This window comes from Methanomassiliicoccus sp., assembly GCA_012719175.1.
Lineage (GTDB): Archaea > Thermoplasmatota > Thermoplasmata > Methanomassiliicoccales > Methanomassiliicoccaceae > UBA6.
The window spans coordinates 103,042-124,617 of the sequence record JAAYAX010000008.1 but is presented as its reverse complement, the minus strand read 5'-3'; the positions used below and the strand labels follow the sequence as shown (position 1 = coordinate 124,617).

Below are 21,576 nucleotides of genomic sequence, written 5' to 3'. Positions count from 1 at the left end.
AGCTGACCGATGACACAACGGGACTACTACGAGGTACTGGGTCTCTCCAAGGGAGCCAGCGTCGAGGAGATCAAGAAGTCGTACAGGAAGCTGGCGATGCAGTACCATCCGGACGTCACCAAGGAGGACCGCAAGGTCGCCGAGGAGAAGTTCAAGGAGATCTCCGAGGCCTACGAGGTCCTCGTGGACGATAAGAAGCGGGGACTGTACGACCAGTATGGGCACGCTGGGGTCAACTCCCAGTTCCAGGACGGCTCGTTCAACTGGAGCGACTTCTCCCACATGGGGGACCTGCGGGACATCTTCGGCGATGGAGGGGGCTTCGGCTCCATTTTCGACATGCTCTTCGGACGGCAGACGTCACACCGCTCCGGGGGGCGCGATGCGCGCATGGACGTAGAGATATCCCTGGAGGATGCGTTCAAAGGGATCAAGAAGCGCATCACCGTGCCCAAGTTCGATAATTGTCCCAAGTGTCAGGGGACGGGCGCCAAGGACGGCAAGGTGGTGCCCTGCCCGGACTGCAAGGGCTCGGGACAGGTGAGAGTGGTCCAGAGCAGAGGCTTCAGCCAGTTCGTCCAGGTCGGCCCATGCCGACGCTGCCGGGGCACGGGGCGCTCGGTTGCCAACATCTGCCCGGAATGCGACGGCCGGGGCAAGATGCAGCGGAGCTCCCACATCGATATCGACATACCCGCGGGCGTAGAGACAGGCTCCCGGCTCCGTATCCCCGGGGCCGGTGAGGCTGGCGGTCCTGGCGAGCCCAACGGGGACCTGTACGTGGTCCTGCACGTCAAGCAGCACCCCCAATACGTCCGTGAGGGCGCTGACCTGATAATGGATCAGCCCATCAGCTTCCCCCAGGCGGCCCTGGGCGCGGAGATAGAGATACCCACGCTCGATAAGAAGGCGCGCGTGTCCATCCCTCCGGGGACGCAGCCGGATACCGTCTTCCGGCTCCGTGGCTCGGGGATGCCCATACTTAACGGCAGCACCCGAGGGGACATGTACGTCCGGGTGAAGGTTAAGGTGCCAGAGAAGCTCACCAATGATCAGAAGGATATTTTGAAACGCTTCGCGGAGACCGAGGGGGAGGACAAGTCCATGCTCGGCAAGTTCAAGAAACGCCGTTAGTGGAAAGGATGATGTAGCCCATGCCCTCTCCCCCCGAGGGCTAGAATGCTTAAAGACAGCTTCCCGAGGGGGCTGGACCGAAGGGTCTGGTTGTTATGTAGCGGTCGGATCATCTCCACGACCGGCTTCTCCATCGTACTGCCCTTCCTGGCCATCCATCTGAACCGTGATCTCGCCCTGTCCATGGGCGAGGTGGGCATGGTCTTCCTGGTCATGGCCGTGGCCGGCGCCTTCGGCCAGATCCTGGGTGGAGAGCTGGCGGACCGCATAGGCCGGAGACCGGTGATGTTCGCCTCCATGGGCCTTCGGGGCCTGGTCTTTTTGCTACTGTTCGGTGCCTTCCTGCTCCATAGTGATATCTGGGGCATTACTGTCCTGCTGTCGGTGTCCAACGCCCTGGGGTCCTTATTCGATCCAGCCAGCAGCGCCATGATAGCGGACATCGTGGAGCCGGGCCGAAGGCTGGAGGCCTACGGGATACTCCGCATCGGGCAGAACATCGGCTGGACGTTGGGGCCCCTGATCTCCGGCCTCATGATAGTCCTCCTCCCCTTCTCCTATCTCTTCTTGATGACGGCCATGACCTGCAGTATTGTGGGGCTCGTCATCCTGCTGCTGGTCAAGGAGCCGGCGCGGGTCGCGGTGGGGCACGATCGCTTTCACCCCCGCGACCTTCTCAAGATATGGCACAACAAGGCGTTCTTTATCTTCTGCCTCGCCTCCCTTCCTCTGGGCATAATACTGGGGCAGCTGTCATCAACCTTCTCGGTGTTCTGCGTGAAGGACATGGGCATACCTGAGGCCGGAGTCGGCTACATGTATGCGCTCAACGGCATCATCGTGGTTCTCCTTCAGTTCCCCATGACCCGCCTCATCAGCCACTATCGCATGCCCCTGGTCCTGTCCGCCGGTTCCCTTCTGTACGCCCTCGGCTATTTCCTGGTAGGCCTTACCGATATCGGATGGGTCCTTCTGATCACGGTCATCATCATAACCTTGGGGGAGAATACCGTCTCGCCGTCCAGCACCGCTATGGTGGCATCGTTGAGCCCTGAGGACGAGAAGGGTCGCTACATGGGCGTGTACGGCATTTTCTTCTACTTCGGCTGGTCCCTGGGACCGACGGTAGGAGGTGTGCTTTACGATCTCCTGCACGGCAGCCCCTTCGCGCTGTGGTCGGCGGTGGCCTCCATCGCCATGGTGAGCGTTATTGGCTTCCTAATCCTGGGACGTTCGCCGTCGGGAGCGTCCCCCCGACCTACTGGCCGGATGGGAAGGGCAAAGGGTTAAGCCATCCGCCCTAATTAGTAATCTGGATGAAGGTCATCGGGATAATGACCAAGAACTTCAACTTCTTCTATGAGCTGGTCCACCTGCTCCGGGAATCTAGGGAACACTTTGTCGCCCTCGACTTCGATGACGCCATACCGGAGAACGTGGGCGTGATCGTCACCACCGTAGAGGAGAGGCCAAGAGTACGCTTCCGGAAGGTGGTGGCGAACGACCAGCCGGACATGGCGCTCTCCATCGCCCGCTCCCAGCTCAAGGGACGGGAATCCTTCACCACCCTGGTGGCCGGTATCGATCCCGGTTCCCGTCCAGGTCTGGCGATGATCGGGGACGGAAGGGTGCTGATCGCCGAGACCGTGTCCTCCCCGGAGCAAGTGGCCAATGAGATCGTCCGCTACGGTCGTAACTTCCGGCACTCCCGCATCATCGCTCGCGTGGGCCACGGGGACCGGACCAACCGCAACCGCATCATCCGCTCGATATGGAACATGGTGGACGACGTGGAGGTGGTGGATGAGACCAGCACTACCCGAAGGACAGAGGAGCCGGACGCCGATGCCGCCATCTCCATCGCCCTGGGCTGCGGTTACCGACTGCCGTTCCCTCCGGAGGTGAAGCCCACGCCCGGAGAGGTTAGGGACATTCAGCGGCAGAGCCGTATTGAGAGCGGCGGCCGGGTCACCATCTCCTACGACCTGGCCGAGGCCGTGGCCAAGGGAGAGATCAGTCTGCCGGAGGCGCTCCGGGCGCAGGACAGAACGTGCGCTCGATGACCGTCGTCCTGTTGATGTACGGCAGCTTCGCCAGGATCATTCCCTCGATGCTCACGGGGTTGAGCTTCCGCGACAGCTCCACCGCCTGGTCGAGCTTGGCCTGGGTATCGGCATAGATGGTGAGAATGGCCTCCCCATCGTCCACGCGGTTGCCGCGCTTCTTGTGCAGAAGGACCCCCGCTCCCTTGTCCCGGGGCGATCCCGCGGCCCGGGCTAGGGCCACGATCTCCTTGTTGCGTATGGAGTTGACGTAGCCGCACATGGTGGCGGTGATGTCGTGAGTGAACTTGCCCACCCGGATGTCCGTCGAGCGGATGTTGGGGTCCCCTCCCTGCGCGGCGACTATCTCGCGGAACTTGTCCAAGGCCTTGCCGGACATGAGTATCTCCCGGGCCTTGGCCTCCCCGCGCTTCATTCCCGCCATCTCCAGTAGCATGCCCGCCATGCCGCAGGCCTTCTCGATCACGCTGCTGGGGTGGAGCTCACCCTCCAGGATGGCTATGGCCTCGCGGGCCTCCAATGCCGGCCCCACGGCCCTCCCCACCGGCTGCTCGCCATAGGTAATAGCGCACTCCACGTGCATGCCCAGACGCTCCCCGAGGTCCACGAAGTCCTTGGCGTAGGCCTGGGCCTTCTCCATGGTCGGCACCTTTGTTCCGGCGCCCATGGGGATGTCGATTACCAGGAACTCCGTCCCCACCGCCTTCTTCTTGCTCATGACCGATGCCAGGAGCTGAGCGTGGGGATCGATGCCCAGCGGGTACTCCACCTTTATGATGAGGTCGTCTGCGGGGGCGAGGTTCACCGATCCCCCCCAGGCCAGGCTGCCGCCGGTGGTCTCGGCGATGCTTCGCAGCTTGTTACCGTCGAAGTCCACCCGGGCGAAGACCTCCACTATGTCCGAGGTCCCCGCCGCAGAGCTGATGGCCCGCGAGGAGGTCTTGGGGATCAGCAGTCCTGCCGCCGCCACGATGGGCACCACTATCAGGGTGATCTTGTTCCCAGGGCAGCCGCCTACGGAGTGGAAGTCGTACACGGGGGACCGGTCGAACTTTATGGTCTCGCCGGTCTCCACCATTGCCTGCGTCAGGTCGGCCGTCTCCCGAAGGTTCATGCCGTTTATGTACAGGGCGGTGACGTATGCGGTTAGCTCGATGTTGCTGAGGTTATGGGTGGAGATATCGTTGACGATGGCGCGGATCTCCTCGGTGGAAAGCTCCTTGCCGTTCATCTTCTTCTTGATGAACTCGATCGACTCGGGCTTGGATGTGGCCACCACCTCTATGGCCTCGTCAGGGTCGGGCCCCAGGGTCTCCCAGGCCTTGCCCAGGATGCCCACCTCGCCCTTGTTGACGACTGTGTCAGTGGTCTGCACCAAGGTCACCGCGGAGCTGCGCTCGTGCTTGATGCGGACCCTGTCCTGCTCCCTGACACCGATCTCCAGCGCATCCTCCGTGTGCAGTACCGCGGTGTACTCTGCTGACTCCATATCTACGTACTTCGCCTTAAGCTGCATTTCTATCCCCACTTGTTTATCGCTTCCCTGAGCTCCTCATGGTCCTGAGAGTATACCGAGAACGGGATGCCCTCGTAAGCGGCATCGACCGCCTGGGCCATGGCCCGGGCCCCGCCCCGCACCCCTCCAGGGTGACCAGCGACGCCCCCGCCCGCCTGTATCTGCACATCAGGACCGGTTATCTTCATCAGTGGCTCTATGAGCGCGGGATGCATCCCTCCAGAGCATACTGGCATGACCTTCTCGTATGGCAGCTCCGGGCCGACGCACGCGCGCTGGTTGGCAAGGTCCTCGGTGGACGTTCCTTTCATCTTGCCCACGCCGAAGGTGCCCACATGAAGGGCGTCGCCCCCGCACATTCGGACGAGCTTGGAGAACACCTGCATGGAGACGCCCAGGTCCTTGTTGCGTGTTATGGCGCCGTGCATGGTGCGGTGAACATGGATGGGCAGCTTGATCGACGGGTCCTCGGCCAGCACCTGGACCGCGGCAAAACCGCAGGTGATGACGTCCACCATCAGCTCGGTGGCTCCCAGCTCCTGCGCCCGATCGGCGACCTCCAGTATCTGGTCCCCCCGGGTGGAGACATTTATGGCGTGCATCATCTCGTTCCCCGTCTGGGACCGCACCCGGTCTATGGCCTCGGCGATGGCCACCACCCGGTCCTCCAGGGGACAGAACCTCTGGTTCGACAGGGTCTCATCGTCCTTGCCGTTGGTGAGGCCGCCCATGCCCGCTTCGTAGATGTAATCGGCCATGCCCTGAGGCGGCAGGCCTATCTTCGGCTTGACGATGGTTCCCACCAGCGGCTTCTTCGGCCTCTTCAGGGCGCTCCTCAGCCCGGGGATGCCATACTTGGGACCCTTGAACTCGCTCAACATGCTCCTGGGGAACTCCACGTCCTCCAGGCGTACGCCCTTCAACCCCTCCAGGCCGAAAAGGTTCCCGGCGATGACGCTCAGAACCTGGGGCACCCCGCCGATGTCCAGGGAGAAATCCTCCTCGGGGTAGGCTATGGTGGCCACGTTGCCGTCGATGTCCGTGACGCGTCCGTGGTACCGCTCGAAGATCTCATCGTTGAGGGTGGAGATCCCGGTCCACGTGCCCGTGGACTGCTCGGTGGCCACGGCAGCGGCTGCCAGCCTGATGTCCATGTCGGTCACGATCTTGTATTTGCATATGACGTAGGCATCGGGGTCCACTGTCTCCCCCAGGTGCAGGTACTTCTCCGAATACTCCATTTTCATTCCTCGTTAGCCTCAAATATGGACTCTTGTCCCAGCTCCTTCACGATGACCTCGTATGCGGCGTATGGCGAGATCAGACCTATCTCCGTGACGATGGAATCTATGTGCTCCGCCGGGGTGGAATCGAACACTGGGTTCCTGACCTTGACCCCGGCCGGCAGCTGCCGCGGATCGATGATCTCATTGGCATCCCGCTCCTCGATCTCCACCATCTCTCCCAGTACGGTCTTGGGAGAGAACTTGTAGGTCTCCGCGCACACGATGAAAGGCACCCTCGCCTCGTCCGCCGCCAGCGCCACCTGGGAGGTACCTATCTTGTTGATCAAGGCTCCGTTGGAGCAGATGGTGTCCGCTCCCACCACCACGACGTCCACCTCCTTCATGATCCAGCGCACGGCGCTGTCGATTATGAGAGTGGAGCCGATGCCCGCCTCGGACAGGTCCCTCACGGTCAGCAGCCCCTGCCTCCAGGGGCGGGACTCCGTCGCATAAACGTTTATGTCCTTGCCTTGGGCGTGCGCCGCCTTGATGACCCCCAGGGCGGCTTTGCTGTTGCAGTGGGTGAGGACCGTCATCCCTGACCTGATGCGGTGGGAGCCTATTCTCCCGATGGTCTCCACGGCCTTCCCGGAGCGCTCGATGAACCGTTCGGCGTTGGAGATCACCAGGGACCTTAGCTCCTCCGCGTCCCTCGCCCGGGATGCCCCCCGGAGGGTGGCCTGGACCGCGTTCCACAGCGATATGGCGGTGGGACGGGAGTCTATCAGCGACCTACGCCCCTGCTCGAGGCGCCTCCGCAGCTCCTCCACGTCCTCTCCCCGGTACTCCTCGGCCTGTTGCCTCAGCGCCTCCGCCGCGCTCCTGGCGATCAGCCCCGCACCCCTGATCTCCATGCTCTTGATGGAATCAGCTATCTCGATCACACCCAACGCTTCACCGTCCCGGTCCACACTAAACACTCGGCATGACATATAGTTTAGCTGCTGCCTCTTTCGAAGAACCTTCTGATCTGGGCCAGGGAGAGGGTGTTGATCACATCCTGCTTCTCCAACCATCCCCTTCGTGCCGTCCCCACTGCCAGTGACATATGGTTCAGGTCCTCCAGGGCGTGGGCGTCCGTGCCGATGGAGAGCTTCACCCCGCGCTCTTTGGCCTTCCTGCTGTTCAGGTCGTTGAGGTCCAGCCGGTACGGATATCCGTTCAGCTCCAGGGCCACACCCTGATGGTGAGCATGTTCCATCACGCGCTCCAGGTCGATCTTGTAAGCCTCCCTGCGCCCGAGGAGCCTTCCCGTGGGATGGCCCAGAATGTTCACCTCTGGATCGCTAATAGCCCGGAGGACACGTTCCGTCATCTCCTCCTCAGGCATATGGAAGAGGGAATGCACCGAGGCGATCACGAAGTCCAGCTGGGACAGGACCTCCCGAGGGTAATCCAGCGATCCGTCCTCAAGTATGTCCACCTCGGAGCCACGCAGTACCACAATGCCCTCCTCCTCCGACACCTGGCGTGCCTCTTCCACCGAGTCCAGGAGGTCCTCTGCGCTCAGGCCATGGGCGATTCGCAGGGACGAGCTATGGTCGGTGAGGCCTAAGTACTCGTACCCTAGCCGCTTGGCCTCCTGGGCCAGCTGACGCATGGTGGCATGACCGTCGCTCATCACGGTGTGCACGTGGAGGTCTCCGCGGACGTCCTCGGACCTCAGGAGGTCCGGGAGCCGGCCGTCCTTCGCTGCCTCTATCTCCCCCCTCATCTCCCGCAACTCCGGAGGGACCAGGTCCAGCCCCAGAGCTCGGTATATGTCCTTCTCCTCCCTTGCCACCACCGAGCCATCGTCCTTGCGGAAGAGCCCGTACTCGTTGAGCTTGTACCCCATCTGGATGGCCATCCTCCGCAGCTCCACGGTATGCTCCTTGGAGCCGGTGAAGTACAAGAGGGTGGCGCCGTAGTCGGAAATGGGCACTACCCGCAGGTCCACCTGTGTCCCGTCCTCGAGGCGAATGCTGGAACGCGTGGGCCCCTGCAGTATCACCGCATCCCGCCGCGGGTAGGATGCGAATAGCCTCATGGCCTCGAGGGGAAGGTCGCTGCCCACGACGATGTCGATGTCACCTATGGTCTCCTTCCTACGGCGGAGGCTGCCGGCCACGCTTACATGCTCGATGCCGTTCTGCCTGAGGTAGGATTCCACCGCCAGGCCGATGGGGAGGGCGTCACCCAGCAGCATGCGGCCGCTATTCCGCTCGACCAGCTCGATGCCCTGCAGGATCTTCTTCTCGGACCTCTCGCCGAACCCCTCCAGCCGGCGGATGCGGTGCTCCAGCGCCGCCTGCTTTAGTCCCGCCAGGTCCTGTATACCCAGCTCCCTGTACAGCCTCAGGGCCTTCTTGGGGCCGAGGTCCGGCACCTGGGTAAGCTCGATCAGTCCCGGAGGATACTGCGCTTGGAGGTCCTCCAGCTCCGGTGATCTTCCGGTCTCGAGGACCTCGGCGATCTTCTTGGCGATGGACTCCCCGACCCCGGGGATGCTTTCCAGCCTTCCCTCCCGGTAGTATGACGTGATGTCCCCGTCGAGCTCCAGGACGTTCTGCGCGGCACGCCGATAAGCGTTTCGCTTGAAGACATCCCCCTTCAGGTCCATCAGGTCAGCGAACTCGTGGAGCAGGTCGGCGATCTCCGCGTTGTTCATATAGGTACCTTCACCAATAGTCATTAGTTAGTGGGCGTAGCAACATGGAAGTTAGAACCATATAACCACGTCCATGTGGAAAAGGTGCACACGATGAGCAGGTCCAACCCGTATCAGGTAGCGGTCGACCAGGTAAGGAGTGCGGCTACTGCATTGAAGCTCGATGAAGGTACCGTGGATATCCTGGTGAGGTCACGGCGGGAGCTTGTGATCAACTTCCCTGTGAAGATGGATGACGGCTCGCTAAGGGTCTTCACCGGTTACCGGGTGCAGCACAACAACGCCAGGGGCCCCTACAAGGGAGGGATACGATACCATCCCACCGTCTCCCTGGAGGAGATGAGGGCACTGGCCATGTGGATGACGTGGAAGTGCGCGGTGGTGGGCATACCCTTCGGAGGGGCCAAAGGGGGAGTGATGTGCGACCCCAAGCAACTTAGCAGGTCGGAGTTGGAGCGCATGACCAGGCGTTTCGCATGGGAGCTGTCGCCGGTGATAGGCCCGCACGTGGATATCCCCGCGCCAGATGTTTACACCAACGCCCAGACCATGTCCTGGATCATGGATGCCTACTCCGCCAACGTAGGCCATTCCGTCCCCGCGGTGGTCACTGGCAAGCCTGTCTCCCTGGGCGGCTCGGAGGGCCGGGAGGAGGCGACGTCACGCGGTCTCATGAACTGCCTCCGAGAGGCCCTGCGTTCCCGAAAGCTCTCACCTCAGGGCTCCACCGTGGCCGTGCAGGGCTTCGGCAACGTAGGAAGGAACGCCGCCCGCCTTCTGCGGGATGAACTAGGCATGAAGGTGCTGGCCGTATCCGACTCCACCGGCGGCATCTACGACCCTTCGGGGCTGGACATCAAGAAGGTGACCGAACACAAGGAGGCCACCGGCTCCGTGATGGACCTCCCCTCCGCGACCAACATCACCAACGAGGAGCTGCTGGAGCTGGAATGCACGGTCCTGGTACCTGCGGCATTGGGAGAGGTGATAACCGAGCAAAACGCCGATGAGATCAAGGCGAGCCTGGTGGTCGAAGGGGCCAACGGCCCCACGCTGCCCGAGGCCGACAGGATACTCTTCGAGAAGGGATGTATGCTTATACCCGATGTTCTCGCGAACGCGGGAGGGGCCACCGCATCCTACTTTGAGTGGGTGCAGGACCTGCAGTATCAGTTCTGGACCCGCTCCGAGGTCAACCAGCGGCTGGACCGGACAATGACCTCGGCCTTTGGACGAGTTCTGACCAGCTCCCTGAACGAGGGCACTGATATGAGGTCCGCGGCCTATTTGCTAGCGGTGCGGGAGGTCGTGACCGCGATGGAGCTAAGGGGGATATACCCCTGAACCTATGTCCGTAATTGAGTAACATGATGGAAGCGATAGTCTCCCTGGATATGCCAGACAACTGGATCACCGACATAGTCGAGGCCTACCCATCGGTCATAAAGATCATCGACTCCAAGGCCCTCCAGTCTGAGGTCAGAGACCTGGTCCAGATCGAGGTTGAGAACGAGGAGGATCTGCCCAAGGTCATCGATCAGGTTCGCAACAACCCCAACATATTCAACGTTGATATAAGCGCCATCGACAAGAGCAAGGCCTTGGCCGTTTTTTCCACCAACCAATGTATGGCCTGCCGGCTGTTGGCAGGCACGGAATGCTTCCTCACCCGCTCCACCACCACAAAGGACGGGCGATTGAGCTGGACCATGTTGGTCACCCAGAAGAAGGCTCTGCAGGACCTTATCGAGAACCTTAAGCGCATAAACGCCTCGCCCAAGCTGGTGAAGCTGACCCAGATATCCGATACCGACGATCTCACGCTGAGGCAGGAACAGATCACGCGCATGGCGTTCGAGCGTGGGTACTTCGACTTCCCCCGCCGCATCGGCCTTCGCGAGCTGGCGAAGATGTTCGACATCTCCACCTCCACTCTCTCCGAGATCCTCCGCAAGGGGCAGAGGCGCATCATGATGAGGTACTTCACCGAGCACCGCCAGCTATGATGACGGAGATCAGGTCGGTGCAAGGATGAGCGAGCGGGGCAACGGTGTAGGGATGGCCGAGGACAACATCGTGTTCATCGGCAGGAAGGATACGATGGACTACGTTACCGCGGTCCTCACCCAGTTCAAGTCAGGCTCCGATGAGGTCATCATCCGTGCGCGGGGCAAGGCCATAAGCCGCGCCGTGGACGTGGCGGAGATAGTGCGCCATAGGTTCATCAGGGAGGCTATCGTTAAGGATGTACGAATCGGCACCGAGGCCCTGGTCTCGGAGCAGGGAGAGAGGACCAACGTCTCATCGATTGAGATCGTTCTCGCCCGGTGAGCGGGTTCGCAGAACCGAACCGATGTTGCAGCGGAGGTTGTTGAGGACCCGGTCCTCCAGGGCATGGGGATAGATGGCCAGGAGAAGGATGCCCTTTGTCAGCACGGTCTGGTCCACGATGGTCTGGAGGAACTTCAGCACCTTCACCAGATCGTTCTGGATTATGAGGTACTCGATGCCCTCCAAGAGGACTATCCGCCCCGGCCCTTCCTTCATGAAGTTGCGTATCTCCGTCACCATGCTCTCCATGGCAGAACCTGAGAAAACGGGGAAGGAATCGTAGTTGGTGCCCTCGTACTTTGTGAGCCAGGCGCAGCCTACTGAGTTGTTCATCATTCCCTGGAAATTGCCCGGGAAGCTCCTGAGGATGCACAGCGCGTCGGTGCCGTCGGAGGTCAGCTCGTTCACTACGCTCAGGGCCTGGGTGATGGCGGTGACCTCGATGAGGTAGGCATTGCCGTTATCCACGCTGCCGCTGGCCCGGTTTACGGAGGACCTCCCGGTCATGTCAAAGCCGGTCTCCTCCTCTATCTCCAACCGCAGCTGTCTGACGGCCGTATTTATGTTCTGGCGCTTGCTCTTGGCCATCACTTGGATCTCTCTAGGGCTGAAGCCCTTGGTGGTCAGTCCGATGAGGTCGTCCCAGGCCTTGTTCAGCCCTACCTCATATCCTTTGACCAAACCGCGATAGAAGTCTCTCCCTTCCGGCAATGCATCCCATCATTACAAGGGAGTACGCGGATAAATAGGTTCTTCCAAAACAATCCAGTATCGTCCCAGCCAGCGCTTGGAACACCTTCGTTTTTTGTTTATTGGACCCTAATGGAACATACCCAAGGCTTAAGAACGCTGGTGGCGTAGAGGCAATGCATGGGAAGGCGTGCAAGGTTCAGAGGGGCCAAGGCCACCCCCAAGACCCTCGAGAAGGACCTGTTGGAGAAAGCGAAAATGCTGGCAGAGGACCCCCATCTCCTCCTGCCGCGGTGCACCAAGGAGTGCCGGGGCTGCGACCTGAAGAAGGCCGTGGAGAAGATGGAAAAGGTGTCCAGCAGGCGCATGGACCCCAAGAAGCTGGACTTCTCCATGAACTGGGGGGACCAGTTGGTTCGTGCCTATGCGGCCACCATCTCCCTCCACGTGGCCGGGAAGGTGCCATATCTCGCCACCACCAAGACGCCCATGGGAGAGGTCTCCTTCGCCATGCGGGGAAAGGTCGACCGGGACAAGCTGATTGGGGTGCAGCACTTCGACCACCCCGAGCTGAGGCTCCTGGCGCTTTGGTCCACAGCGCAGAAGAGGGGATTGCACATCTATTCCACGGAGAAAGAGGCTATCTGCTCCCCGGATGGACCGCGCCCTCCCGCCGAGTACGTGGAGGAGGTCCTGTCCCTATTACCGTATGATCTGGACGATAACAATGACTGCCCCCATGCGAAGGAGGGGCGGGGCATAAAGGTAACGTGGAGAGGCGGGGGCCAGACCGTAAGAGTGTGCCCCTCCTGCGTCAAGGACATCAACACCGTTCACGTCCTGGCCAGCCGTATCGCCGCCGAGGACCCCACGGACGATTTCGCTGTTGAGGTGATCAGCGATCTCAAGTGCACCTCCTCCTGTGATGATTGCCGGGTGAAGGAGGCGTACCAGCTGTCCAAGGACCTGGTGGACAGGTACCTCAAGGCGGAGCTTAACGACACTACCCTTCTGGAGGAGCAGTTCAAGGCCCGGTCCGCCTCCGTCCGGCAGCGGGAGCAGGAGGTCTACATGATCGGGGACACCTGCTATGGGAAGGACAAGGAACGCTTCCTGGCGGCCCTCCGCGGCACCAAGGCGGAGAAGAAGGCCATCTCCGGTCTGATATCCTCAAAGAAGGTCTGCGTGCTCTCCCGCACGGACCAGACCGCGAACCTGCTTTCGGACCTGTGGTCAGAGCACAAGGAGGACCTCCTGGGCGCGGTGGCCTCACCGGACATCGTAAGGCGTGTGCTGTCCGAGAGGTCGGAGCTGACGCCGTCGCAGATGGTGGTGGAGGCGGAGCGGCTGGAAGGGTACCGGGGTATCGAGGGGGAGCTTCCCGCGCTCGAGGGCCTGGGGCCATTAGGGAGCATGGCCGACCGGGTGGCCCGGACCACCAAGACAGAAGGCAAAGAGGCAGCCCTGCGGCAGGTGGAGAAGGGGAAGGGCTCCGACCACAAGACACGTTCCGTATCCTATGCATTCCTCACCGCGCTGGGGGAGGGGCAGTCGCGGTCGTGGCAGTTCACCCGTGAGGAGATGGACTTCGGCTCCTACCTGGCACCATTTGCCCAGAGGCTGCTGGTGGAGAAGGGGGAGGGTTACGCCGAGGCCCTGTCACTGCTCCTGGAGGCCTCAGGCTCCAATGAGAAGTTGAAGAAAGGCTAATCCAGCACCGCGACGTCCAGGACCATGTGGGACACCCCGGGGGAGTACGACTTGACCTCCTTCATGAGGCGAACCTCGTAGCTGCGTCCATCAGCCGCCGAGGCCAGGTTCTCCCATGCCATCTCCGGGAACACCTCCAGGGGGAACGTGTCCTGATAGTGTATCGTACCTCCCTTCCGCACCAGCCGGAAGGCGGTGCACAGGTGTTGCGCCGTAGTGCGAACGTAACCCATGACCACCCGGTCCGCTATGCCTTTGCCCGGGAGGTCCCGGTTATCGCCCAGTACTGGCTCCACAACGCTCTCCAGCCCGTTGAGCTGGACGTTCTCGCACAGGTAATGGAATGCCAGGGGGTTGATCTCGCAGGAGATGACCTTGGAGGCCCGGGCGTGCAAGGCCAGGGGCAGGGTGAAATAACCTATTCCGGCGAACATGTCCACAACGATCTCGCCCCTGCAGTCCAGGGCGGCCATTCGTAGCTTCTCATCGATGTTCCCGGAGGAGAACATCAAGCGGGCAGCATCCAGCTTATACAGGATCCCGTTCTCCAGGTGGACGGTCTCGGTCCCATCGCCCCACAGGACCTCCATGTCGGGGATGCGGTACACTCCCCCGATGTGTGAGCGCTCCCGAAGCACCGTCCTCGCCCCCAGCACCGAGGCGTAGGTGGCGGCCAGGCTCTCACGATACGGGACCAGCTGCTCCGGGAGGCGCAGGACCAGGACATCCCCTAACATCTCCCAGTGGCGCGGGACCAGCTCTTTGAGATGATCGGGGATGTCCGCCCTCTCCACAATGACATCGTGGGGCGGGCGATAGCAGCTCTTCTCCCGGGTCTCCCCTTCCACGAGCTCCAGCCCCAGCTCCTCCCTAAGAATGGTGGGTGGCTCCGCAGACAAGGGTATGAAGATGAAGCCGCCCTCCCTGAGAATGCGGCGGTCCTTACGTCCCAGCCCCTTGCGGAAAAGCACCTTGCGTACCGCTTCAGCACGACCGTTGGGCACCTTGGCAAGGAGCATGATGGTGATGAAAAGACCGGATTATATCACTCTTTGCTCTTTCCTTATCAAGGATCCTATGAGCTGAGGGGAGAACTTGATCAAGGACGGTACGGCCTTCAGGAGGGGCGAGGCCAGCTTCGACGGGTAGTCGATGTCTCCGGTTGCCAGCACCTCCTTGGCATCATCCCGGTCGAGCATCCTTCCCACATCGTCCAGCTTCTTGTCGGTGAGGTTGGTGAAGACCTTGCGGATCATTAGTCCCCTGTCCAGCTCCCTCCCGATGTCCGATCTCCAACGGTCATCGTATTCGGAAAGCCTCTTGGCGCTGAGGTCCCCCTCCTCCACTGCGTCCACCGCGGTGAGGGCCGCCCACTTCGCCGCCCGCATCCCGGTGTAGATGCCCCCGCCAGAGACAGGCTTGGTCTGGGCCGCGGCGTCACCGACGATGAGAACGTTATCTGCATAGGTCTTCCGCGGAGGTCCAATTGGGATTATTCCAGAGATGATGTTCTTGCGCCCTACCTTGTCCAGCCCCCGCTTCTTCAGCAGGGCGTTGAGATAGTGGTTGGGGGCCTCGCCCTCCTGGGAGACGCCCAATCCTACTCGGGTAACATCGCCACAGGGCAAGATCCATGCAAAGAACCCTGGAGCAACGCTCTTACCGACCAGGATCTCCACCAGGGACTGCTCCTCCATGCGCACGTCCAGCTCCACCTGCACACCGCGGATATGCTCCTTGGCAGTGCCCAGTCCAGCTTGCTCGCCCACTCGGGACTTGTAGCCGTCGGCACCCACCAGAAGGTCCGCGGTCATCTTCTCCAGTCCGTCCGGGCCATTCAGGGTGAGCGTCATCTTACGGCCCTCGCGCTGGAATCCCACGAACTCCCTTCCAGTGATTATATCCGCCCCTTCCAGCTCCGCCCTCTCGCTGCAGTGGCGGTCGAACTTGCCGCGGTCGATCACCACGGCCTTGGTATCGTTGGACCGCACCTCCATGGTCCTCCCGCCGGGGAAGGTGAGGCGGAACCCGCTGATGTTATTCAGCACCGAGGACTGCGCCTGCGCCATCTCCACAACCCGCGGGTGGACTAATCCGGTGCATTGAACGGGAGCGCCGATCTGCTCGTGCTCCTCCACTATCACCGTGGTCAGGGAGGCGGTCTGTGCCGCGAACGTGCTTCCCACCGGCCCTCCGCCGATGATGACAACCTCAGCATCCACGGCTCTCTGAACGAACGCTAGTTATAAAAATCCTATATACGAAAGAAGGACGGGGTAAGGCCCCCGATCACTTCTTGGGCACCTTTGCCCAATCGTCCTGGAAGCGTTTGATGCCCACGTCAGTGAGGGGGTGAAGAAACATCTTCTTGAGCACATCGTAGGGGATAGTGGCGATGTGGGCCCCCAACTGGGCCGCCTCCACGACGTGGATGGGGTCTCTCACGGATGCGACGATGACCTCGGTGTCAAAGTCATAGTTGTCGAGGACGTTCATGATCTCCGCTATCAGCTTCATTCCGTCCTGGCCTACATCGTCCAGGCGTCCCACGAACGGGGAAACGTACCTGGCCCCGGCCTTGGCGGCCAGCAGGGCTTGGGCAGCGGAGAAGACGAGGGTCATGTTGACCTTGATGTCCTCCGTCGCCAGTGTGCAGGTGGCCTTGAGGCCCTCCTCGGTCATGGGCACCTTGATCACGATGTTGGAATGGATCTTGGCCAGCTTCCTGGCCTCAGCGACCATGTCAGCAGCCTTGGTGCTCATGACCTCCGCGCTGATGGGACCGTCCACTATCTTGCATATCTCCTTGACCAAGGTCTCGAAGTCGGTGTTCTCCTTGGCCACGAGGCTGGGGTTGGTGGTCACTCCGTCGAGGATGCCCCAGCTGTTTACCTCCATTATCTTGTCCAAGTTAGCAGTGTCGATGAATATCTTCATGTTATCTTTCTCCCGATGACCTCCTCGGCAGAGGAGGTGACCTCGTCGGCGGTGAGGCCGTAGCGGCACATAAGCTCCGCGCTCTCCCCCGACTCTCCGAAGCAGTCCGGCGTTCCCACCATCTTCATGGGGGCAGGATGATGCTGGGCCAACACGCATGCGACCGCGCTTCCCAGTCCAGACCTCACCGAGTGCTCCTCTGCGGTGACAACGCACCCCGTCTTGCGTACAGAGCGGAGGAGGGTCTGAGCGTCCAGGGGCTTGACCGTAGACATGTTGACCACTTCGGCCGATATGCCCTTCTCCTGGAGCGCCTCGGCGGCGTCCAGGCAGACCGCCACCATCTGCCCGCAGCTTACAAGGGAGACATCTGAACCCTCACGCAGTATGGTGGCCTTGCCGATCTCGAACGGAGAGTCGATCGCGGTCACCATGGGCACGTCCGATCTACCCAGGCGTACATAGCAGGGACCGACGTGCTCGGCCACGGCCTTCACCGCCTTGTACGCCTCCACGCCGTCGGCGGGGACGATCACGTACATATTTGGCAAGGTCCGCATCAGGGCAATGTCCTCCAGGGCCTGGTGCGAGGCCCCATCGCCCCCCACTGTGATGCCCGCGTGGGTTGCCACGATCTTCACGTTGGAGTTTGGATAGGCGATGGACTGCCGGATCTGGTCCCAGCATCTGCCGGTGGCGAAGACGGCGAAGGTGGAGGCGAAAACGGTCTTGCCGGATACGGCGAGGCCGGCCGCGGTCCCCATTAGATTCTGCTCCGCGATGCCCACATTGAAGAAACGCTCGGGGAACTTCTTCGCGAACTCCGAGGTCCTGGTGGAGGATGACAGGTCCGCATCCAATACCACCACGTCAGTGCGCTTCTGCCCTATGTCCAGCAGGGCGTTGGCATACTCCTTCCTCTGGCTGGTGTACACCCACTTCATATGTTCTCCCCCAGCTCGCGAAGGGCGATGCGATACTCTTCGGCGTTCGGCGCTTTCCCGTGAAATGCCACCGCCCCTTCCATGAAGGACACGCCCTTCCCCTTGATGGTGTGGGCGATGATCATCGTCGGACGTCCCATGACCCCGGCGGCCTTCTCGCAGGCATCCAGGATCTGCCTCATGTCATGCCCATTGATCTCGATGACGTTCCATCCGAAGGCCTTCCATTTGTCGACCAGAGGCTCCAGGGACATGACCTGCTCGGTGGGCCCGTCGATCTGCATCTTGTTGCGGTCCACGAAGGCGGTCACGTTGTCAAGCTTGTAATGCGATGCCAGCATCGCCGCCTCCCAGTTCTGTCCCTCTTGAAGTTCCCCATCTCCGAGAAGGCAGTAGATGCGTGACGACCGGCGGTCCAGCTTCGCGGCCAATCCCATCCCGTTGGCGACGCTGAGCCCCTGGCCCAAGGACCCCGTGGAGATCTCCACCCCCGGCGTCTTCATGCGGCAGGGATGCCCTTGAAGATAGGAACCAAGCTTGCGCAGGGAGAGGAGGTCGTCCACCGGAAAGTAACCAGCCTCCGCCAAGGCCGCGTAGTAAACAGGCGCGGCGTGGCCCTTGGAGAGGACGAACTTATCGCGCCCCTCCCACATGGGTTCCTGGGGACGGAAGCGCATGATCTTGAAGAACAGAGCGGTGATGATGTCCGCGTAAGAGAGGGACCCCCCAGGATGGCCGGACTGTGCGGCGTAGGTCATCTTGATGACGTGGCGGCGGAGGATATTAGCTTTGGCCTCCAACATCTGGATGGTCCGATCATCATATAATGTCAATTAGGGCACCTCAGGATGGGGATTTGTCATAATATGGCATTGATTAAAAAACTTTTGTAGATACCACGCGTTAAGCCAGACGCCATTTTTTGGCATCAAGGGGATCAAAGTGGAGACTGGATAAGTTAGGGGTAAGTGGTTTGTCGTTCCTCTTAATCGCTCTCGATCCGAGGAGCTAACAGGTAGTTCACGTTGCCGCGCTTGTCCGCGATCTCGAACTCCAGCTTCACCGGGAAGTCGCTCCCCAGGTTTATGGTGACCACAGAACCGGCGGGGATGGAGCGCACCATGTTGGAGAAGTAGTCGAGGGGGAACAGGCTCTTCACCTTTTCCGTTACCTCCAGGGAGATCAACAGGTCCTTGGGGAGCTTTAGGCTCACCGAGTCGGTATCCCCTTCGGAGTACATCTCGAAACCTTCGGGGGTGGCGTTGAGGGCAATGTGATCGGACACGGATTCCGCGGCCCTTATTCCCTTCTGCAGCTCATCGGACGTCACCACGAGCTTGGCCGGGAGGTTAAGGTTCGGTACCTTGGGATCGCTCATGCCCGCCGTGTCCACCAGGTTCATCCTCCTGGTGATGTTGCCCACATGGAGCACCAAGCGGTTCTTGGCCTCATCCTGCTCCATCTCGATGATGTCGCCGGCCCGGGACAGGCGGAGGACCTCCTTGATCTTATCCAGATCGATGCCCAGCTCGGTCTCGTCAGCGGAGAACTCCTCGAACGCGGACCTCTCCACCTTCATATCTACCATGGCCACGTGGGCCGGGTCGACCGCCTTGAGCTCGATACCATCGGAAAAAATGTTGAACTTGGCCTCGTCCACGAGCGTGGAGACCACATCGACGACGCCTTTCAAGGTCTCTGACTTGATCTTAGCATGAAACATCCATTTCCCCCCGATTAATTGTTCGTGGTCTTGAAGGTAAACGTGTCGCCTATGATAAACCTTGCTTTAATTGCAGACTGGGTCAGTACTTCCGCCAGCGGTAACCGCACTTGCAGCAGCTGAGGAAGGTGGTCTCAGGCTCGTCGGACTTCCTGGTCTGACGTAGGTACCAGTAGGCTTCGTTGTGGTTGCACTTGGGGCAAGGCACGTTGGTCTTAGGCATCGTTCCCTCGATACCATCGACAACGGGACAGTCCTCGACCTCCTTCTTGTTCTTACCCATGATCGTCTTGGCGTGGGCCGTCTTACTCAGGTCCTTGGCGCTCTGCTCGAACTCGCACTTGGGGTTGGGACACACGAACTCTCCCTTACAGCCTTCTTTGGCTCTAAGCAGACCACCGCACTTTGGACAGAACATTTTTAACTCGCCAGAATGCTGTAAATTATGCTCATATAAAAGGGTTCTGCGCTACCCCTTTTGGACCAACATCCGGTCTCAGATGAACTCCCAGTCGCGCGCACCGCCGTTGGACTTACGTGGAGGTCGAGCATCATCCGAGGACCGTCTGGAGACCTTCCTCTCAACTCCTCTCTGCTCTTCGGCCATGGCTTGAGCGTGTGCTCTCAGGGCCTTGCGTTCCCTGAGAGTTATGGACTCATCCCCTTCATCCTCTATCACTGCCCTCCTCGCTGCCCGCATGGGGCGGGGGACATCATCATCCTCGTCGTACATGCCCCCTACCACCTCTAGATCGGCGAAGCCACGGCCGCGGCGCCTCCCCACAGGCTGACGCTGGCTGGTCGTGAAGGTATTGCCCTCCAGGACCACGGTGGTGGAGTTGCCCTTGCTCATCCGCGATAGCAGGAGCATCTCCCGGTGGGTCTGCTGCGACAACACTCCTCCGATGTAAGCGAAGGCCACCGTGGTCACGTAGCTGTCGAGCCCCAGGTTGGCGGTGGAATGAAGGGAGGTGAAGAACGACGTAAGATACATGTCCACGAACTCCAGGTATGGCTGGATTACCGGGACGTTGGAGGCCACCACCGCAGCGATGGCGTCCGGGCTGAGGTCGATCCCAAAGATCACAGTAGGTATGATGCCGACACGCACCAGCATGGTCACGGCGAAGATGAAAATGACCGGGATTAGGGCGGACATCATGCCCTTGAAGGGTGATCCCGCGCGTCGTCCTCCAACGTATCCAGCGATCATCTGACCAAAGATCGGGAGCCACCACAGCAGGAGAGAGAGGGTGAAGGTGTACTTGACGGCGCTCCAGTAGCTGTAGACCACTGGCCCGTCGAACTTCCTGGCCTCCTCGTCGTCATAGGTGTCCGCTAAATGATAGACTCCGTTATGAACGAGCGAGCTAGTTGTACCGTCCTTTATCTTGGACCCTTTCCGAAGCAGCACTCCCATCCCAGCGGTCCGACGTTCGTCCGACCGTTTAGCTCAACGCTCGGAGACTATAAAATATTATTGAGCTTATTCCATTGTTCTGAGGCTAGTTGACGATGGGGCACTGGCCATGTGAGAAATGCGCTCTCTTTTTCGGCCACAGGAAGACCTTTACATGAGCGAAGCAGGGCGTGTCCGGACCTCATCAGTCCACATAATAATGCATGCCCCAGGTCTCCAAGGCCTTACGTGTCCCGTCCACCGTCACCCTGTCCGGTCGGATGCGGTGCTTCAGGACCTCCTCCATCGGGCACCCCAGGTAGTCGGCCATCACCTTCAGTCGGTCGAAGGGGAAAGGCTGTTTTCCAACCAGTATCTGGCGGACGCTCCATCCTGGATGCACGCGGGAGCGGTACCCGAGCACACGGCCGAGCTGATTGATGCTACCGGCCTTCTCGATCCCCTGTTGGATCAAGCGCACCCGATAGTTGGAGGACAGCCAGACCTTATCCTCTGTGATCTCTCCCCGCTGGAGATATTTGTACGGTATCATTTCTGGCAACATCCCTTCGAAGACCATGTGGTTTAAAATACTATTCCATGAAACCTTCGTCGTTACCGCCGTCGATGAGCTCCAGAGCCTCAAAAGGAGGGGACGCATAGAAGGCGGAATGACCCTTCCAGATGTTATTTGTTCAAGTAGTTAAAAAAAAGCATCAAGTTAAAATACTCCACCAAATGTAGCCTTGGTAGCAGAGTGATACATGGGTAACTTCAGGAAGGTCCTTAAGTTGAGGACCTCGGCGGAGGGAGATATCATCGACCTCACCGAGGATTTGAGCTCAGCGATACGCTCATCACAGTTCAATGAAGGCATAGCCTGCGTATTCATAGCACATTCAACCGCTGGCCTGTTCACGATCGAGAATGAGGACGGGCTCCGGCATGACATGAGGGAAGCTCTTCAGCGCCTTTTCCCAAAGGAGTTGGAGTATGAACATCACCTCCGGTGGGGTGACGGTAATGGGCACTCCCACATTCGGTCGGCCTTCCTGGGCACCTCCTTGAGCGTGCCCTTTCACGAGGGGGTCCCTGACCTGGGAACCTGGCAACAGGTCGTCCTCATGGAGCTGGACAACCGCGGTCGAGACAGAAAGGTGATAATCCAGATCATAGGAGATCCTTAGGAGGCA

The 21,576-nt window shown here is 60.3% G+C and carries 22 protein-coding genes; 8 read left to right on the top strand and 14 right to left on the bottom strand.

Annotated elements, in window-relative coordinates; genetic code table 11:
- The first annotated feature begins 9 nt into the window (after positions 1-9).
- The 3 genes from dnaJ to GXX95_07190 are packed head-to-tail and all read left to right on the top strand — an operon-like array spanning position 10 to position 3,197.
- Complete coding sequence (gene dnaJ, locus GXX95_07200; protein NLT37928.1) at positions 10-1,134, top strand: molecular chaperone DnaJ; 1,125 nt, start codon at positions 10-12, stop codon at positions 1,132-1,134.
- A 45-nt stretch (positions 1,135-1,179) separates the two neighbouring features.
- Positions 1,180-2,424 carry an MFS transporter gene (locus tag GXX95_07195; GenBank protein ID NLT37927.1) on the top strand — a complete coding sequence of 415 codons (1,245 nt, stop codon included), beginning with the start codon at positions 1,180-1,182 and terminating at the stop codon, positions 2,422-2,424.
- A 26-nt stretch (positions 2,425-2,450) separates the two neighbouring features.
- The gene (locus GXX95_07190) at positions 2,451-3,197 is read left to right on the top strand and encodes a hypothetical protein (protein NLT37926.1); all 747 of its coding nucleotides are present in this window, start codon (positions 2,451-2,453) and stop codon (positions 3,195-3,197) included.
- Here the strand turns inward: GXX95_07190 and GXX95_07185 are convergent.
- The 4 genes from GXX95_07185 to polX are packed head-to-tail and all read right to left on the bottom strand — an operon-like array spanning position 3,148 to position 8,649.
- The gene (locus GXX95_07185; protein ID NLT37925.1) at positions 3,148-4,713 is read right to left on the bottom strand and encodes an AMP phosphorylase; all 1,566 of its coding nucleotides are present in this window, start codon (positions 4,711-4,713) and stop codon (positions 3,148-3,150) included. The genes GXX95_07190 and GXX95_07185 overlap by 50 nt on opposite strands.
- Before the next feature lie 2 nt (positions 4,714-4,715).
- The gene (locus tag GXX95_07180) at positions 4,716-5,954 is read right to left on the bottom strand and encodes a ribulose 1,5-bisphosphate carboxylase large subunit (GenBank protein NLT37924.1); all 1,239 of its coding nucleotides are present in this window, start codon (positions 5,952-5,954) and stop codon (positions 4,716-4,718) included.
- A 2-nt stretch (positions 5,955-5,956) separates the two neighbouring features.
- Positions 5,957-6,931, bottom strand: a complete 975-nt coding sequence (locus GXX95_07175) for a ribose 1,5-bisphosphate isomerase (protein ID NLT37923.1) — start codon at positions 6,929-6,931, stop codon at positions 5,957-5,959.
- Between the two features lie 5 nt (positions 6,932-6,936).
- On the bottom strand, positions 6,937-8,649 hold the full coding sequence (polX, locus tag GXX95_07170; protein ID NLT37922.1) for a DNA polymerase/3'-5' exonuclease PolX: 1,713 nt from the start codon (positions 8,647-8,649) through the stop codon (positions 6,937-6,939).
- A gap of 93 nt (positions 8,650-8,742) precedes the next feature.
- Here polX and GXX95_07165 point away from each other — a divergent pair, with 93 nt between their 5' ends.
- The 3 genes from GXX95_07165 to albA are packed head-to-tail and all read left to right on the top strand — an operon-like array spanning position 8,743 to position 10,980.
- Entirely contained in the window at positions 8,743-9,993 is a 1,251-nt protein-coding gene (locus tag GXX95_07165) for a Glu/Leu/Phe/Val dehydrogenase (GenBank protein NLT37921.1), read from the top strand.
- Positions 9,994-10,016: 23 nt separating this feature from the next.
- Entirely contained in the window at positions 10,017-10,655 is a 639-nt protein-coding gene (locus tag GXX95_07160; GenBank protein NLT37920.1) for a hypothetical protein, read from the top strand.
- Between the two features lie 52 nt (positions 10,656-10,707).
- Positions 10,708-10,980 (top strand): DNA-binding protein Alba, encoded by a 273-nt coding sequence (gene albA / locus GXX95_07155; GenBank protein ID NLT37919.1) that lies wholly within the window; start codon positions 10,708-10,710, stop codon positions 10,978-10,980.
- Here albA and GXX95_07150 read toward each other — a convergent pair.
- Positions 10,951-11,691, bottom strand: a complete 741-nt coding sequence (locus GXX95_07150; protein NLT37918.1) for a DUF835 domain-containing protein — start codon at positions 11,689-11,691, stop codon at positions 10,951-10,953. The genes albA and GXX95_07150 overlap by 30 nt on opposite strands.
- 159 nt (positions 11,692-11,850) lie before the next feature.
- On the opposite strand from GXX95_07150, the gene GXX95_07145 reads away from it, so the two are divergent.
- On the top strand, positions 11,851-13,380 hold the full coding sequence (locus tag GXX95_07145; protein NLT37917.1) for a hypothetical protein: 1,530 nt from the start codon (positions 11,851-11,853) through the stop codon (positions 13,378-13,380).
- On the opposite strand, the gene GXX95_07140 is transcribed toward GXX95_07145, so the two are convergent.
- The 9 genes from GXX95_07140 to GXX95_07100 all read right to left on the bottom strand — a co-directional run bounded on the left by GXX95_07140 (position 13,377) and on the right by GXX95_07100 (position 20,936).
- Positions 13,377-14,399, bottom strand: a complete 1,023-nt coding sequence (locus tag GXX95_07140; protein ID NLT37916.1) for a class I SAM-dependent methyltransferase family protein — start codon at positions 14,397-14,399, stop codon at positions 13,377-13,379. The genes GXX95_07145 and GXX95_07140 overlap by 4 nt on opposite strands.
- A 21-nt stretch (positions 14,400-14,420) precedes the next feature.
- The gene (locus tag GXX95_07135; protein NLT37915.1) at positions 14,421-15,602 is read right to left on the bottom strand and encodes an NAD(P)/FAD-dependent oxidoreductase; all 1,182 of its coding nucleotides are present in this window, start codon (positions 15,600-15,602) and stop codon (positions 14,421-14,423) included.
- 67 nt (positions 15,603-15,669) lie between these two features.
- Positions 15,670-16,317 carry a fructose-6-phosphate aldolase gene (gene fsa, locus GXX95_07130; protein NLT37914.1) on the bottom strand — a complete coding sequence of 216 codons (648 nt, stop codon included), beginning with the start codon at positions 16,315-16,317 and terminating at the stop codon, positions 15,670-15,672.
- Complete coding sequence (locus GXX95_07125) at positions 16,314-17,261, bottom strand: transketolase family protein (protein NLT37913.1); 948 nt, start codon at positions 17,259-17,261, stop codon at positions 16,314-16,316. The genes fsa and GXX95_07125 overlap by 4 nt, the downstream gene beginning before the upstream one ends.
- Positions 17,258-18,064 carry a transketolase gene (locus tag GXX95_07120; GenBank protein NLT37912.1) on the bottom strand — a complete coding sequence of 269 codons (807 nt, stop codon included), beginning with the start codon at positions 18,062-18,064 and terminating at the stop codon, positions 17,258-17,260. Before GXX95_07120 ends, GXX95_07125 begins: the two co-directional genes overlap by 4 nt.
- Positions 18,065-18,246: 182 nt before the next feature.
- Positions 18,247-18,984: a proliferating cell nuclear antigen (pcna) gene (gene pcn, locus GXX95_07115; protein NLT37911.1), complete on the bottom strand. Its 738-nt coding sequence runs from the start codon at positions 18,982-18,984 to the stop codon at positions 18,247-18,249.
- Positions 18,985-19,066: 82 nt separating this feature from the next.
- The gene (locus GXX95_07110; GenBank protein NLT37910.1) at positions 19,067-19,402 is read right to left on the bottom strand and encodes a transcription factor S; all 336 of its coding nucleotides are present in this window, start codon (positions 19,400-19,402) and stop codon (positions 19,067-19,069) included.
- Between the two features lie 78 nt (positions 19,403-19,480).
- Complete coding sequence (locus GXX95_07105) at positions 19,481-20,404, bottom strand: hypothetical protein (GenBank protein NLT37909.1); 924 nt, start codon at positions 20,402-20,404, stop codon at positions 19,481-19,483.
- Positions 20,405-20,588: 184 nt separating this feature from the next.
- The gene (locus GXX95_07100) at positions 20,589-20,936 is read right to left on the bottom strand and encodes a hypothetical protein (protein NLT37908.1); all 348 of its coding nucleotides are present in this window, start codon (positions 20,934-20,936) and stop codon (positions 20,589-20,591) included.
- A 211-nt stretch (positions 20,937-21,147) separates the two neighbouring features.
- On the opposite strand from GXX95_07100, the gene GXX95_07095 reads away from it, so the two are divergent.
- Positions 21,148-21,570, top strand: coding sequence for a YjbQ family protein (locus tag GXX95_07095; protein ID NLT37907.1), 423 nt, complete (start codon positions 21,148-21,150; stop codon positions 21,568-21,570).
- The last annotated feature ends 6 nt before the right edge of the window (positions 21,571-21,576 follow it).